Source organism: Streptomyces sp. NPDC002044 (assembly GCF_040296725.1).
In the GTDB taxonomy this organism is placed as follows: domain Bacteria; phylum Actinomycetota; class Actinomycetes; order Streptomycetales; family Streptomycetaceae; genus Streptomyces; species Streptomyces antarcticus.
Genome location: NZ_JBEOXU010000024.1, coordinates 1 through 14,399 on the forward strand (window position 1 = coordinate 1; position 14,399 = coordinate 14,399).

The following is a 14,399-nucleotide window of genomic DNA, read 5'->3' on the forward strand; positions in this document are numbered from 1 at the left end:
GAGGAGTTCACCGCGCGCCAGCGCATGCACGACGCGCAGCTCGGCCACTGCCTGTGGACCCTGCTCGACACGGACGGCGCGGTGATCGCCCGGCCGCGGCGCCGCCGTCAGCGGGTGAGGACCGACAGGTCCTGGGCGGCCCTGGGGACCGAGACCGTGGAGCGGTCGTCCGACAGCGTCTGCACCGTGAACATCGCGATGCCCTCGTGCGGGAGCGACAGGGTGCGGGCCGCGTGGACCGGACCGCCCGAAAGGGTCTCCACCGTGAGGGCGTACGAGCCCTTGCCGCCCGCCGGGACCACCGTCACGTTCTGCGTGGTGCCCGCCTTGACGACGACCTCCTGGGAGGCGGCCTCCCCGCCCCCGGTGCCCGGCGAGGCCGTCACCCTGACCTTGGCGTCCTCGGTGCCCGGCGCGGTCAGCGCGAGCACGCTCGTGTTCTCCTCGGGCCGGTTGTCCGCGACGGTCGCCCGCGCGCCCACCGGCCCGGCCGCCGGGACGAAGCCCAGTTCCTGCTTGGCGCCGCTGCCGCGGACCACCCGCACCGCGGCGACCACCGGCGAGGTCTTCTTCGCGTCCACCGGGGTCAGCAGCAGGGAGCCCGCCTCGCCCCGGGTGAGGTCCGCGAGGTCCACGCTCGCCGTCATGCCCGCCTTGACGTGCAGTTGTTCGTTGCCCGCCGGGCTGATCGAGCCGCCCTGGCCGGCCAGCCGGAGTCTGAGGTCCGCGTCCTGGTCGCCGGGCACGAACGCGACCAGCCGTACGGACGTGGCGTCCGCCGGGATCCCGGGCAGGACGAGGGATCCGGCCGGGTCGGTGGCGGCGGGCAGCCAGTCGGCGCCCACCCCTTCCTCGGCGACCTGCACGGAGGCCCCGACCCGGCCGGCCCGGGTGGTCACGTGCGCGGTGGCGTCCGCGAGCTGGGTCGCGGGCTCCAGGGAGGACAGCAGGACGGCCTTGCTGGACCGGGGGTCGATCCGGATGTTCTCACCGGTTCCCGCCTCGGACTTGAGCGGCCCGTCGGGGCCGAAGAGCTTGATGTCGACGACGGCCGCGGCGTCGTCCGGGTTGGTGAGGTGGACGTAGTCCTCGCGGCCCTTGGCGGTGCTCACCGCGGGGAACCAGAAGTCGGTGCCGGGCGCGGTGCAGCCGGCGCCCAGCACGCCGCGGGCGCGGCCGACCGAGACCTTGGTGGTCTGCTGCGCCGTCCAGCCGGGGGCCAGGGACCCGTCGGCGGTGCCCGTCAGGGCGGGGGCGTCGGCGCCGGACGCGGTGGCCCCGAAGGGCTTGCCGGGCTCTTTGGGCTCCAGTACCGCCTTGGCGTCCTTGGTCGCGCCGAGCAGCCGGGCCGAGCCCGGGCCGGGCGCGGCCGCGCCCTTGCCCCCGGTCGCGGCCGGGGTGAACGCCGTGTACGTCGTGTCCGCGATGTCCGAGGAGCTGGGCGCCGGGCAGACCAGCAGGGACCGCTCCACCGGCATCCGGGACGCGGCCGCCGTGTTGCCGGCGCTCTGCGCCCCGGGCGCGGTGAGGGCGGCGAGCCCGGTGAGGGCGGCCAGCGCCGCGACGGCGGCCGCCAGCGTCAGGGGTGCGCGCTGCTTCACTGCTGGGGGCTCCCGTCCGGACGCGGGTCGTGCTGTCCGTAGGTGTCGTACGGCTCGTACGGGTAGGGGTGGTCCGGCCGGACCGGGTCCTGGGCCGGCGGGTGCGGCGGGTAGGGGGCGGCCTCGTAGCCCTGGTGGCCCTGACCGCCTTGGTGGTTCTGCTGGTTCTGCTGGTTCTGCTGGTTGTACGGGTCCTGCTCCTCGTACGGGCCCTGCCCGGGGTACTGCTCGTAGCCCGGCGCCGGGCTGTAGGGCTGCTGGGGCCGGGGGTCGTACGCGTAGCCCCCCTGGTCCTCGCCGTAGCCCTGGTAGGCGTACGTCTCCTCCCCGTACGCCGGCTGCGCGGGGATCTGCGCGTACGGGTCGGCGACCCCGGGGTCCTGCGCGGGGGCGGGCGCGGCCACGGCCTCCGCCTCGGCGCGCAGCCGGCGGGCGCGGCGGCCCTCGCCGGCCTCGCCGGGACCGGGCTGGGACGGCAGCGCGACCTCCTCCTCCGGCAGGTCGTCGTCGAGCCGGGCCCGGCGGCCGGGCAGCGCCATCACCAGCAGGACCAGCGCGAGGAGGCCCTGCGTCCAGTGCCAGGCGGTGCGGACCAGGGACGTCTGGTGGACGAGGTCGAGGCGGCCGGCGGCGGCGGGCAGTTCGAAGCCCTGCGCCCAGCCGTCCAGGGTCTTCGGCTTCAGGGGCTTGCCGTCGAGGGTGGCTCGCCAGCCGGAGTCGGCGCGGTCGGCGACGCGCAGGGTCCGGCCCGCCTCGCCGGCCGGGATCTCGGCGTGGGCCTCGACCGGGCCGGAGGCGACCGGGACGGGTGCCTCGCCGGGTTTGCCGGAGAGGATGACGGTGCGGGGCAGCCAGGGCTCGACGCCCCAGAGGGCGGTGCCGTCCTGCTGGTGGCGGCGGCTCAGGCCGGGGGTGGCGTCGAGGACGCGTCGGATCTCCTCGGGGCCGCCCGGCCGGAACATGACGAACCGGATGGCGAAGGCGCTGAGCTGGCTGGACTGGTCGGCGCCGGAGCCCGCGACGAGGTTGGAGACGACCTTGTCGAGGCGGGCGTCGCCGCCGGCCCGGGCGGTGGTCTCGGCGTCGCCGAGGCGGCCGCCGGAGCCGCGGACGAGGCTGTAGGAGACGCCGGCGGGGCCGTCCAGGTCGAGGATGAGGGTGCGCGTCTGGTTGTCGTCCCCGCCGGCGTCGGCGACGAAGGCCGGTACCTGTACGGGGTCCCGGCGCTGGAGCGGGCCGGCGGCTCCGTCGAGCACCCAGCCGGCCGCGCCGAGCAGCGGGCCGGCGGCGGCGGCGAGCGCGACCAGCACGGCCAGCGGCTGGCGCCAGCCGAAGCTGCGGGCGGCGACGCGGTGCTTGGCGCCGTCGGCGCCGAGCACGGCGGCGGCGAGGAGGGCGAGCCCGTACACGAGGGTGGCGGGGCCGGCCCAGGCGGTGCGGGCGAGGAGGACGGCGAACAGCAGCCCGGTGAGGGCGGCGGCCCAGGCGGCGGCGACGGCGGACCGCCGGTCGGCGCGCAGCAGGGCGGCCAGGGCGGCGAGGACGACGCCGGCGAGGAGCAGGGAGGCGCCGGTGCCGGGGCCGCCGGGGTTGACGCCGAGCAGGCCGAGGGGTGAGGCGGAGCCGGCTCCGAACGGCAGTCCGGCCTCGTGGAACAGACGGCCGGGGTGCGTCAGGAGGCCGAGGGACCAGGGGGCCAGCACGAGGACCGGGACGGCGAGGGTGGCGAGGAGCCGGGGGCCGTACGTCTTCCAGCGGTCGCGGCGGGCGGCGAGCGCGGCGGCGCCGAGCACGGCGGCGAGCGGCCAGACGACGGGGGTGAAGGCGGTGGCGAGGGTGAGCAGGAGGGTGTGGGTCCACACGGGGCGCAGGCCGGCCGCGTCGGCGTCGGCGCCCCCGAGGCCGAAGGCGGCGACGGCGGAGCGGGCCATGAGGGGCAGCAGCACGGCGAGGACGGCGGTGCCGAGCCGGCCGGTGGCGAGGGCTCCGGTGACGGCGGGCAGGAAGGCGTAGGCGACGGCGGCCCAGGCGCGCAGCAGGCGGGACTCGACGAGCGGCCGCGAGGCGAAGTACGCGGCGAGTCCGGCGAGCGGCACGGAGCCGACGAGCAGGAGGGTCAGGGCCGCCTGGGTGGAGCCGAACAGCAGGGTGGAGACGGCTCCGAGGACGGCGAGGTAGGGGGGCGCGTCGGCGGTGGAGCCGGTGGAGACGTTGTGCCAGCGGTCGGTGTAGGCGCGCCAGAGGTCGAGGCCGCTGTCGGGGGCGGGCAGCAGGGCGCCGCCCATGAGGGAGCCGCCGCCGATCAGGGAGCGGCAGGCGGCGAGGGAGACGAGCAGGAGGATGCCGAACAGGACGGGCGCGGGGTTGCGGGCGATCCGCTTCAGGCGCGCGAACCGTTCGGTCTCCTGGTAGTCGCCGTCCTCGCCGGGCGCGGTCAGGATGCTGGCGCCGCCGTGCCGGCCGGCGGGGGCGGTGTCGGTGGCGCGGCCTTCGCCGAAGTACCCGGCGAGGGCCTCGGCGTTGGCGCGCAGGGAGGCACCGGGCGGCGGGAAGAGCGGGCGCAGCTCGGCGGCGGGGACGGCGGGGCGGCGGCGGGCCTTGCGGGCGGCGAGGACGCGGCCGGGGCGGAGCAGGGTGGCGAGCAGGCCGGTGACCTCGTCGACGGCCTGACCGGGCGCCTTGCCGACGAGGTAGGCGAGGGTGCGCAGGACGGTGCCGACGAGGACGCGCAGCAGCACGTACGGGAGGGCGCGGCCGGGGCTGTTGGCGAGGATCGTGTAGACGGCGCCGGCCTTGTCGACGCGGTGCGGGCCGGCGGTGGTGCGGCCGGCGCAGTCGACGGTGCGGCGTTCGCGGGCGGATGCCTCGGCGTGCCGCAGGACGGCGTCGGGGGCGACGAGGACGGTGTGGCCGGCGCTGTGGGCGCGCCAGCACAGGTCGACGTCGTCGCGCATGAGCGGCAGCCGGCGGTCGAAGCCGCCGAGGGCGTCGTAGACGTCGCGGCGCACGAGCATGCCGGCGGTGGAGACGGACAGCACGGGGCGGATCTGGTCGTGCTGGCCCTGGTCCTGTTCGCGGCGGTCCAGGCCGGTCCAGCGGCGGCCGCTGCGGGCGATGGTGACGCCGGCTTCGAGGAGCTGCTTCCTGTCGTACCAGCCGCGCAGCTTGGGGCCGATGACGGCGGCCTCGGGGTTCTCGTCGGCGACGCGGAGCAGTTCGGTGAGGGCGTCCGGTTCGGGGGCGCTGTCGTCGTGGAGCAGCCAGAGCCACTGGACCGGTTCGCCGTGGGGCAGTTCGGGGAGGTCGTACGCGTCGTCGCGCCAGGTGCGGCTGACGGGGTCCCAGCCGCTGGGGCGCTTGAGGTACGGGAGGTCCTCGGGGGTCAGCGTGCCCGCGGTCCGGGCGGCTTCGTCGACGGCGGTGCCGAAGCCGGTGCGCCGGGCGAGGTGCAGGACGCGGTCGTCGCCGAGGGCCTCGGTGAGCAGCCGGGCGGACTCGTCGGCGCTGCCGGTGTCGGCGGCGACGTGGTTCTGGGCGGGGCGTTCCTGGCCGAGGAGGCCGGCGAGGGTCCGCGGCAGCCAGCGGGCGCCGTCATGGGCGACGAGGACCGCGGTGACGACGTGCCGGGGGAACTCCGGGGTGGCGGGGGCCTGGTGGGAGGCCGTCGACTGGCTGTGCAGGGACATCGCGGTACGGGCCCTCCGGCCGGGGGTCCGGGGGTGGTGGACCCTCGGAGGCTGCTGGACAGCGCCCCACACTAACGGCTGGGAACAAGGCGGTCCGCCTCCTGCGGGGAAGGTGCGGGAGGCGGACCGTTTGCTCTGCTCGATCGGTGTGGTGCGCCGTCGGCCGTGCCGCCGGACGTGCCGGGCGATGTGCCGTCGGATATGCCGTCGGATATGTCGTGCGATGTGCCGTAGGTGCCCGCTCGGGGGCGCCGGGCCCTCCTCAGACCGCTGCCTTTTTCAGCCGGCGGCGCTCGCGCTCGGAGAGTCCGCCCCAGATGCCGAATCGCTCGTCGTTGGCGAGGGCGTACTCAAGGCATTCGGACCGGACCTCGCAGGCGAGGCAGACCTTCTTGGCCTCGCGGGTGGAGCCGCCCTTCTCGGGAAAGAAGGACTCGGGGTCGGTCTGGGCGCACAGAGCGCGCTCCTGCCATCCGAGCTCCTCGTCCGCCTCCTCGACCAGCAGTTCCTGAAACAGCTCGGTCATGTGCGCCCCTCGCTCTGTCTGTGCGTCCCCGTGGTGTTGCCGTCACCGATCGCTACGTAACGACACGAGTGAAATTACAAGTGCGTGGCTCCGAAGCAGTCAAGCCGGGATCTGCTATTGGGCCCCTTATTCACTCTGCGGAACCAAGCGTACGCAGTAAGTGTTCAAATCGCCAAAAATCATGACACATGCCTCGCGCACCACATGACGCCCATTACCCGGAATCGACGTTCCACTCGGAGGCGTGGTTGCGATCCGGTCACAGAAGCGGCGCAGATCACATTCAGGTCACGAGATGGCGGGTATGGGTTTGAGTCGCGATACAGCGCCACATCCCCTGGCCTGGACTGCACAAACCTTTCTCCGGGCCCATTAACCGGATGAGGTGAAACTTTTGCCTCGAAACGGTCATTGAGTTGACAGTCCGGCCTTCGACCCGTTCTCCTTGTTCGCATGTCAGCGCCCGCAGCCGCCACCCGGACCCCCATTCGTGGGTTCCTGTGCGCTGCCCAGGTTCGCTGTTGCTGTTGCAGCTGTTGATGCCCACGGAGCTCCGGCTCCGCTGAGCTCCGGCCGGCCCCCACAGCAACCGCCAGCACGACTGACATCCGTCGAGGTATCCCCACGATGAACAGCGCCCTCCCCACCGTGATCGCCCCCGCCGCGGCCCCCACCGCCGCGCCCTCCACCGCCCCGGCGCCGACCGCCCCGGCACCCGCCGTCACCGCCGCGGCCGTACCCGCCGTCACCGCCCCGGCGCCCGCCACGGGCGGCGAGAGCGACCTCCAGATCGCCGGCGACATCCTCGCCGTCCAGCACCTCCTCCAGCCCGCCCGCGAGCACCCGGCCACCGTCGCCGAGTTCGTGGGCCTCGCCCGTTCCATCGCCCGGGACCGCGCCTCCTGGGAGCACCTGGTCCGGTACGACGCCACCACCCGCTGGTACCACCGGCTGCGCACCGGCCCCGGCTACGAGGTCTGGCTGCTCAGCTGGGTCCCCGGCCAGGGCAGCGGCTCCCACGGCCACGGCAGCTCCTCCGGCGTGATGACCGTCCTCGACGGCGAGCTCACCGAGCACAGCCCCCGCGGACGGCTCTCCCTCGGCGCCGGCTCCCAGCGGGTCTTCGCCCCCGGCTACGCCCACGAGGTCGTCAACGACACCCTCGACGGCGCCGTCAGCCTGCACGTCTACTTCCCCGGTCTGACCGAGATGCCGATGCACAGCTGCTCCCCGGCCCGGCCGGAGGCCCTTCCCGTCTGAGCGGGCGGGCCTGACAGACTTCGGTGCATGCGCATTGTTGTTCTGGCCGGCGGTATAGGCGGCGCCCGTTTCCTGCGCGGACTCAAGTCCGCGGTCCCCGACGCTGACATCACGGTCATCGGCAACACGGGTGACGACATTCACCTGTTCGGGCTCAAGGTGTGCCCCGATCTGGACACGGTGATGTACACCCTCGGCGGTGGCATCAACGAGGACCAGGGCTGGGGCCGCACGGAGGAGTCCTTCACCGTCAAGGAGGAGCTCGCCGCCTACGGGGTCGGACCCACCTGGTTCGGTCTCGGCGACCGCGACTTCGCCACCCACATCGTCCGTACGCAGATGCTCGGCGCGGGCTTCCCGCTGAGCGCGGTCACCGAGGCCCTCTGCGACCGCTGGCAGCCCGGCGTCCGGCTGCTGCCCATGTCCGACGACCGGGTCGAGACCCACGTCGCCATCACCGAGGCCGGTACCGGCGAGCGCCGGGTCATCCACTTCCAGGAGTACTGGGTCCGGCTGCGCGCCTCGGTCGCCGCCGAGGCGGTCGTCCCCGTGGGCGCCGAGCAGGCCAAGCCCGCGCCCGGCGTCCTGGAGGCCATCGCGGCCGCCGACGTGATCGTCTTCCCGCCGTCCAACCCGGTGGTGTCCGTCGGGACGATCCTGTCCGTGCCCGGGATCCGGGAAGCCGTGGCCGCCGCCCCGGCGCCCGTCGTGGGCCTCTCCCCCATCGTCGGGGGCGCGCCCGTGCGCGGCATGGCCGACAAGGTGCTGGCCGCGGTCGGCGTCGAGTCCACGGCCGCCGCCGTCGCCCTGCACTACGGGACCGGGCTGCTCGACGCCTGGCTGGTGGACACCACCGACGCGGACTCCGTCGCCGAGGTCGAGGCCGCCGGGATCACCTGCCGCGCGGTGCCGCTGATGATGACCGACCTGGAGGCCACCGCCGAGATGGCCCGGGCCGCGCTGGAGCTGGCCGAGGCCGCCCGGTGACGGCGGCGCACGCTCCGAGCGGGACCGGTCGCTCGTACGAGGTCCGGGCGGTCGACGGGATCCCCGAGATCAGGCCCGGCGACGACCTGGCGAAACTGATCGCGGTGGCCGCGCCCGGCCTGCGCGACGGTGACGTCCTGCTGGTCACCTCGAAGATCGTCTCCAAGGCGGAGGGGCGGATCGTCGAGGCCACCTCGCGCGAGGAGGCCATCGACGCCGAGACGGTACGGGTGGTCGCGCGCCGGGGCCCGCTGCGGATCGTGGAGAACCGGCAGGGGCTCGTCATGGCCGCGGCCGGTGTGGACGCCTCCAACACCGCCCCCGGCACCGTGCTGCTGCTGCCCGCCGACCCCGACGCCTCGGCCGCCGCGATCCGGCAGGGGCTGCGCGACATCCTCGGCGCCGACGTGGGCGTCGTCGTCACGGACACCTTCGGGCGGCCGTGGCGCACCGGGCTCACCGACGTCGCCATCGGCTCGGCCGGGGTGCGGGTCCTGGACGACCTGAGGGGCGGTACGGACGCGCACGGCAATCCGCTGAGCGCGACCGTGGTGGCCACGGCGGACGAACTGGCCGCCGCCGGGGACCTGGTCAAGGGCAAGGCGGCCGGGCTGCCGGTGGCCGTCGTCCGCGGGCTGGCCCACCTCGTGGGCGAGGGCTCCTCGGCGCGGGACCTGGTCCGCGCCCCGGCCGACGACATGTTCCGCCTCGGCACCTCGGAGGCCGTACGGGAGGCCGTGACGCAGCGCCGTACGGTACGGGCCTTCACCGCCGAGCCGGTGGACCCCGGCGCGGTGCGGCGGGCGGTGGCGGCGGCGGTGACGGCTCCGGCTCCGCACCACACGACGCCGTGGCGGTTCGTCCTGCTGGAGTCGGCCGCGGCCCGGCTGGAACTGCTGGACGCGATGCGGGACGCGTGGACCGCCGACCTGCGGGCCGACGGGAAGTCCGAGGAGTCCATCGCGCGGCGGGTCAAGCGGGGGGACGTACTGCGGGCCGCCCCGTACCTGGTGGTGCCCTGTCTGGTGACGGACGGCGCGCACGACTACGGGCACGCCCGGCGCGACGCGGCCGAGCGGGAGATGTTCGTGGTCGCGATGGGCGCGGGCGTGCAGAACCTCCTCGTCGCGCTGGCCGGGGAGCGGCTGGGCTCGGCGTGGGTGTCCTCGACGATGTTCTGCCGGGACGTGGTGCGCGGGGTGCTGGGGCTGCCGGACGACTGGGACCCGATGGGCGCCGTGGCGGTGGGCCACCCGGCCGCGGCCGCGCCCGAGCGGCCCGCGCGGGCGGCGGCGGACTTCATCGAGGTCCGCTGAGCCGAGCCGGGTGGCCGCCGTACGGTGCGGCCGGGCCGGCCGGTTCCGTCAGAGCCTGCCGATGTCGCTCCTCGGCATGCGCGGCGTGCGGCGGGGCGGGGTGCGGCCCGCGAGGAGGACGAGCCGGGCGGCCCGGTGGCGTTGTCCCGCGTACGGGGCGAGGAGCTCCAGCATGGCGGCGTCGTCGGCGTCGCGGTCCCCCGCGAGGGCGTAGCCGATGATGCCGGGCAGGTGGAGGTCGCCGGTGGTGACGGCGTCCGGGTCGCCGTTGCTTCGCTGGAGCGTCTCGGCGGAGGTCCAGGGGCCGATGCCGGGGACCGCCTCCAGCCGGGCGGCGGCCGGTCCGGGCTCCATCGCGGCGGCCTCCTCCATCCGGTGCGCCACGCGGGCGGCCCGGACGATCGTGGCGGCACGCTTGTCGTCGACCCCGGCCCGGTGCCAGTCCCAGGACGGGATCAGGGCCCAGGTGCGGGCGGAGGGCATCACGTGGAGGCCGGGCTCCCGCGGGCCCGGGGCGGGCTCGCCGTACTGGCGCACGAGCCGGCGCCACGCCCGGTATGCCTCGTCGGCGGTGACCTTCTGCTCCAGGACGGTGGGGATCAGGGACTCCAGGACCAGGCCGGTGCGCGTCAGGCGCAGGCCCGGGCGGCGGCGGTGGCTGGCGTGCACGAGCCGGTGGCGGGGGACGAAGGCGGCGGGGTCGTCGCCGGCGCCGAGCAGCGCCGGCAGCCGGTCGAGGATCCAGTCGGCGCCCGGTCCCCAGGCTTCGGCGTCGATCTCCGTACCGCCGCCCGTGCCCGTACGGGAGACCCGGAGGGTGGCCGGGCCCTGCGGGGTCCGGGTGGCACGCCACACGGAGCCGTCGGGGGCCGCGCGGAAGGTGGGGTCCCCGGGGCCGCGCCGCAGGGGCCCGAGGGTGATCCCGAGGTCGAGGGGCCCGTCGGGGGTCCAGCGGCGGCGCTGCCCGGCTCCGGCCGCGGGGAGCGGCCCCGGTGCGGGCCGCTCCGGGCCGGGCCGTGCGGGTTGCGCCGCGGGCACGGTGGTGCGGCCGCCGCGGACGGCGGCTCGGGTGAGGGGGTCGAAGCGGCCGGCCATGCCTTCGAGCGTAGCCGTGCGGGGACGGCCCCCGCCCCCGCCCGCTGCTTCCCCGCCGACGCGCGGGGGGCGGGGAAGGGACGGGGAAGGGACGCGGGCGGCGCTGTGGCCTCCTGCGCCAGGGGCGGCGCTGTGGCCCCTGGGCTAGGGGCGGCCCTGGAACTGGGCGGAGGCGGTGCGGGTGGTGGGGAGCTTGCCGTACAGGAGCTTGCCGGGGCATTCCGTCGCGAAGCCGTCCCGGTGGCCCGAGATCACGTTCATCCTCACATTGCTGCCCTTGGCGTACAGGTTGCCGCCGCCCGACTTCAGGGTCGTCTTCGCCCGCGGGTCCGCGCCGAAGAGGCCCAGCTTCCAGGCCGTGAGGCGGGCCACCGAGTCGACGACCGCCGCCGGAGGGGCCGTGCCGGTGTAGGAGCCGATGACCGCGACGCCCATGCTGTCCGTGTTGAACCCCATGGTGTGCGCGCCGAGGACCGCCTTGGAGACGCCGCCCGCGCGGCCCTCGTAGACCGTGCCGCACTTGTCGACGGCGAAGTTGTAGCCGATGTCCCGCCAGCCGCTGCTGACCACGTGGTAGCGGTACAGGCTGCGCAGCACCGCCGGCGCGTCCTTGCAGGCGTAGTTGTTGCCGGAGGCGCTGTGGTGGACGAAGGCGGCCTTGACGGTGTTCGTGTAGCCGAAGCCGGGCTCGCGCAGCTTCTCGTCCGCGCCCCAGCCCGCGCGGGTGACGATCCGCGGGCGCGGACCGATGTACGGGGCGGCCGCGGCGGTCAGCCGGCCGTCGCTGGCGAAGACGGCGTCGGCGGTGGAGTCGGCCTTGTCGAGCGCGGAGATCTCGGTGGCGCCGAGCTCCGCGTGCGGCAGGTTGGCCGCGGAGGACTCGGCCATCTCCATCGTCATGCCGGGCACGGCCAGCTCGCCCTTGTCGTCGCCCCCGGGGCCGGCGTTCTTGCCGTCCGTGCCCCGGACCGGCACCTCCTCGCCCGGATCGACGAGTTCGATGCGCAGGCCCGACGGGAGCCGGGCCGGTGCGCGGGTGGCCGGAGCGCCCGGTTCGGCCTGGACCCGGACCTCCACCCCGTCGGACGCGCCGACCCACAGCGGGGCGGTGGCGCCGCGGACCCGGCCGGAGCCGCGTTCCACCGCGTCGGGGTCGGCGGCGTGCTCGTCGTTGTGGGTCTCCACGTCCTGCCAGTCGGACCAGACGGCGGTCGCCTTGGAGCGGGTACGGACCTGGACCCGGCCGTGGAGCTGGGTCGCGGCGTCGTCCCAGACGACGCCGACCAGCGAGAACGTCGTGACCTCGCGGGCCGCGAGGCCCTGCGTCTCGGGGAGGCGGGGCGAGGCGCTCATGCCGGGGACGCCGGGGCTGCGGTCGGCGGCGGGTCCCACGGGGACGAGCGGAAGCGACCGGGTGGACCCGGCGGGGGTCACGGGGGAGACCGCGTCCGGGGACTGGGCGGCCAGGGCCGGAGTAGGGAGCGCGAGGGGCAGGGCCAGTACGGCGGCCGTCGCGACGCCGATCGAGGAAGCAAGGAATCCACGCATGACAAGGATGCTGAACACCCGCACGGCCCGGCGCCAACCGAGAACTGACGAACCGTCCGCTCGACCCCGCGTACCCCTCCCCCGTACGGAGGAGCCGGGGCCCCTCGTACGGGGGACGGCCCCGCGTACCCTGTGCCGGGTGAACGCCACTGACCGCACCCCTGCCGACCTGCTGCGATCCGCGCTCGCCGCCGATCCGGGCCGCCCGCTCGTCACCTTCTACGACGACGCCACCGGCGAGCGCGTCGAATTGTCCGTCGCCACTTTCGCCAATTGGGTGGCCAAGACCGCCAACCTGCTCCAGGGCGACCTGGGCGCCGAGCCCGGCGACCGGCTGGCGCTGCTGCTCCCCGCGCACTGGCAGAGCGCCGTGTGGCTGCTCGCCTGCGCCTCGGTCGGGGTCGTGGCGCAGGTCGGCGGCGATCCCGCCGGCGCCGACCTCGTGGTCAGCGGGCCGGACTCGCTGGAGGAGGCCCGTGCCTGTTCCGGAGAGCGCGTGGCGCTGGCCCTGCGGCCGCTGGGCGGGCGGTTCCCGCAGCCGCCGGCCGGGTTCGCGGACTACGCGGTGGAGGTGCCGGGGCAGGGCGACCGCTTCGCGCCGTTCGCCCCGGTGGACCCGCAGGGGCCCGGGCTGGCCGTCGGCGGCGAGGAGCTCTCGTACGCGGAGCTGACCGACCGCGCCCGCGCGGACGCGGCGAAGCTCGGGCTCGGCGCCGGTTCGCGGGTGCTGACCGGCCTCGGCTACGACACCTGGGAGGGCCTCTCGGCCGGGCTGTACGCGGCCCTGGCGGCCGGCGGCTCCGTGGTGCTGTGCCGGAACCTGGACGCCCTGCCGGCGGACGGGCTGGCCCAGCGGGTCGAGAGCGAACGCGTCACGCACCGCGTCTGACCGGCCGCGTTTCCCGCTCCACGCGGGGGTTCCGTGCCGCTCCAAACGCGGAGAACGGACTATTTGTCACCCGCCCGGCCCTTGACAGCCCCTGCCCCCGGGCCGCCCCGGCGCACCGGGGGCAGGATCGGCAATGGCCGCACTCACTCGTACGGCTTGTTTCCGGAGCGGCGAGGGGACTGACGCGGGTGACGGACAGCGCGGGCATAGCCGGCGGCGGCGGAGCGGGCGGAGGCACTCCCCCGCCTCCGCACGCCCGCAGGCGCAGGCTGCTGCGCCGGAGCTGTCTCGGGGCCTGCGTACTGGTCCTGGGGGGCGCCGCCACCGGCTGGTGGCTCTACAGCAGGCTCGACGGCAACATCACCGCGGACACCTCGGCGGAGGCCGAACTGAGGCGCTACGAGCGGGAGCGTCCGGCGAACCTCGCCACCGGGGCCCAGAACATCCTGCTGATCGGATCGGACTCCCGCTCCGGCAAGGAGAACGCCCCCTACGGGACCGACAAGGGCACGCAGCGCTCGGACACGGTGATCCTGCTGCACCTGCCCGCGGACCGGAAGAGCGCGACCGCGGTCTCGGTGCCCCGGGACCTGATGAGCGACATCCCGTCCTGCCTGAAGCCGGACGGGACGCGCACCGCCGCCCAGTACGCGCAGTTCAACTGGGCGTTCGAGTGGGGCGGGGCCGCCTGCACGATCCGTACGGTCGAGAAGCTGACCGGCATCCGCGTCGACCACCACATGGTCGTCGACTTCGGCGGCTTCAAGAGGATGGTCGACGCCGTCGGCGGGGTGGAGGTCTGTCTCAAGGAGCCGGTGGACGACGCGGCGGCCAGGGCGAAACTGCCCGCCGGGCTGCACACCCTGCGCGGCGAACAGGCTCTCGGCTACGTGCGCGCCCGGCACAGCCTGGGCAACGGCAGCGACACCGAACGGATGCAGCGCCAGCAGCAGTTCCTCGGCTCGCTGGTCAAGAAGGTGCAGAGCAACGGTGTGCTGCTCAACCCGGCCCGCCTGGTCCCGCTGCTGGACGCGGCGACCTCCTCGGTGACCACCGACCCGGGGCTGGCGTCGCTGCGCGGGCTGTACGAACTCGTGCGGGGCGTACGGGACATACCGACCGACCAGGTCAAGTTCCTCACGGTGCCCCGGAGGCCGTACCCGCCCAATCCCAACCGGGACGAACTGGTGGAACCGGACGCGGCCCGGCTGTTCGAGCGGCTGCGGACGGACCGGCCCGTGACGGTGACCCCGCCGAAGCCGCAGGACACGCGGGAACCCGGCTCCGGGACGGCGTCCGAGCAGCCCTCCGCGCCCGCCACGGAGCCCGCCGGGACCTCCTCTGGAACCGGAACCGCCCCTGCCCCCGTCCCGACTTTCACGGGAACCACCGCGGGTCGGGCCGACTGCCGGTAAAGCAATCCCAAAAGCCGGTGACCGAACCGAGCATGATGGGCGTTTCGCCCCGTTATCAGGGAAGTGGAATTTGTCA

10 protein-coding genes and 1 pseudogene are annotated in these 14,399 nt (G+C 75.1%); 6 read left to right on the plus strand and 5 right to left on the minus strand.

Annotation, left to right across the window (positions count from 1 at the left end):
- A pseudogene (locus tag ABT106_RS09170) lies at nucleotides 1-87 on the plus strand (GNAT family N-acetyltransferase); the annotation flags it as partial.
- Between the two features lie 20 nt (nucleotides 88-107).
- Here the strand turns inward: ABT106_RS09170 and ABT106_RS09175 are convergent.
- From ABT106_RS09175 to ABT106_RS09185, 3 genes are all read right to left on the minus strand, one after another.
- Nucleotides 108-1,601 (minus strand): DUF5719 family protein, encoded by a 1,494-nt coding sequence (locus ABT106_RS09175; RefSeq protein ID WP_351274562.1) that lies wholly within the window; start codon nucleotides 1,599-1,601, stop codon nucleotides 108-110.
- On the minus strand, nucleotides 1,598-5,287 hold the full coding sequence (locus ABT106_RS09180; RefSeq protein ID WP_351274565.1) for a glycosyltransferase: 3,690 nt from the start codon (nucleotides 5,285-5,287) through the stop codon (nucleotides 1,598-1,600). The genes ABT106_RS09175 and ABT106_RS09180 overlap by 4 nt, the downstream gene beginning before the upstream one ends.
- Nucleotides 5,288-5,549: 262 nt before the next feature.
- Nucleotides 5,550-5,813: a WhiB family transcriptional regulator gene (locus ABT106_RS09185; protein ID WP_003983763.1), complete on the minus strand. Its 264-nt coding sequence runs from the start codon at nucleotides 5,811-5,813 to the stop codon at nucleotides 5,550-5,552.
- A 789-nt stretch (nucleotides 5,814-6,602) separates the two neighbouring features.
- Between ABT106_RS09185 and ABT106_RS09190 the strand changes: the two genes are divergently transcribed.
- Genes ABT106_RS09190 through ABT106_RS09200 form a run of 3 tightly spaced genes read left to right on the plus strand, consistent with a single transcriptional unit; the run spans nucleotide 6,603 to nucleotide 9,376 of the window.
- Nucleotides 6,603-7,073: a cupin domain-containing protein gene (locus tag ABT106_RS09190; protein ID WP_351274680.1), complete on the plus strand. Its 471-nt coding sequence runs from the start codon at nucleotides 6,603-6,605 to the stop codon at nucleotides 7,071-7,073.
- A gap of 27 nt (nucleotides 7,074-7,100) precedes the next feature.
- Entirely contained in the window at nucleotides 7,101-8,060 is a 960-nt protein-coding gene (gene cofD, locus ABT106_RS09195) for a 2-phospho-L-lactate transferase (protein ID WP_351274568.1), read from the plus strand.
- Nucleotides 8,057-9,376: a coenzyme F420-0:L-glutamate ligase gene (locus tag ABT106_RS09200; protein ID WP_351274571.1), complete on the plus strand. Its 1,320-nt coding sequence runs from the start codon at nucleotides 8,057-8,059 to the stop codon at nucleotides 9,374-9,376. The genes cofD and ABT106_RS09200 overlap by 4 nt, the downstream gene beginning before the upstream one ends.
- Nucleotides 9,377-9,424: 48 nt before the next feature.
- Here ABT106_RS09200 and ABT106_RS09205 read toward each other — a convergent pair whose 3' ends face one another.
- On the minus strand, nucleotides 9,425-10,471 hold the full coding sequence (locus tag ABT106_RS09205; protein ID WP_351274574.1) for a DNA-3-methyladenine glycosylase family protein: 1,047 nt from the start codon (nucleotides 10,469-10,471) through the stop codon (nucleotides 9,425-9,427).
- A 144-nt stretch (nucleotides 10,472-10,615) separates the two neighbouring features.
- On the minus strand, nucleotides 10,616-12,019 hold the full coding sequence (locus tag ABT106_RS09210) for a peptidoglycan recognition protein family protein (protein WP_351274576.1): 1,404 nt from the start codon (nucleotides 12,017-12,019) through the stop codon (nucleotides 10,616-10,618).
- A gap of 139 nt (nucleotides 12,020-12,158) precedes the next feature.
- On the opposite strand from ABT106_RS09210, the gene ABT106_RS09215 reads away from it, so the two are divergent.
- On the plus strand, nucleotides 12,159-12,908 hold the full coding sequence (locus ABT106_RS09215) for a TIGR03089 family protein (protein WP_351274579.1): 750 nt from the start codon (nucleotides 12,159-12,161) through the stop codon (nucleotides 12,906-12,908).
- A gap of 188 nt (nucleotides 12,909-13,096) precedes the next feature.
- Nucleotides 13,097-14,323: an LCP family protein gene (locus ABT106_RS09220; protein ID WP_351274582.1), complete on the plus strand. Its 1,227-nt coding sequence runs from the start codon at nucleotides 13,097-13,099 to the stop codon at nucleotides 14,321-14,323.
- Nucleotides 14,324-14,399 lie beyond the last annotated feature (76 nt).

Excerpts from the sequence above, each read along its gene's own strand:
- cofD (WP_351274568.1), top strand. The coding sequence starts at position 7,101 with ATGCGCATTGTTGTTCTGGCCGGCGGTATAGGCGGCGCCCGTTTCCTG.
- ABT106_RS09210 (WP_351274576.1), bottom strand. The coding sequence starts at position 12,019 with ATGCGTGGATTCCTTGCTTCCTCGATCGGCGTCGCGACGGCCGCCGTA.
- ABT106_RS09205 (WP_351274574.1), bottom strand. The coding sequence starts at position 10,471 with ATGGCCGGCCGCTTCGACCCCCTCACCCGAGCCGCCGTCCGCGGCGGC.
- ABT106_RS09185 (WP_003983763.1), bottom strand. The coding sequence starts at position 5,813 with ATGACCGAGCTGTTTCAGGAACTGCTGGTCGAGGAGGCGGACGAGGAG.
- ABT106_RS09180 (WP_351274565.1), bottom strand. The coding sequence starts at position 5,287 with ATGTCCCTGCACAGCCAGTCGACGGCCTCCCACCAGGCCCCCGCCACC.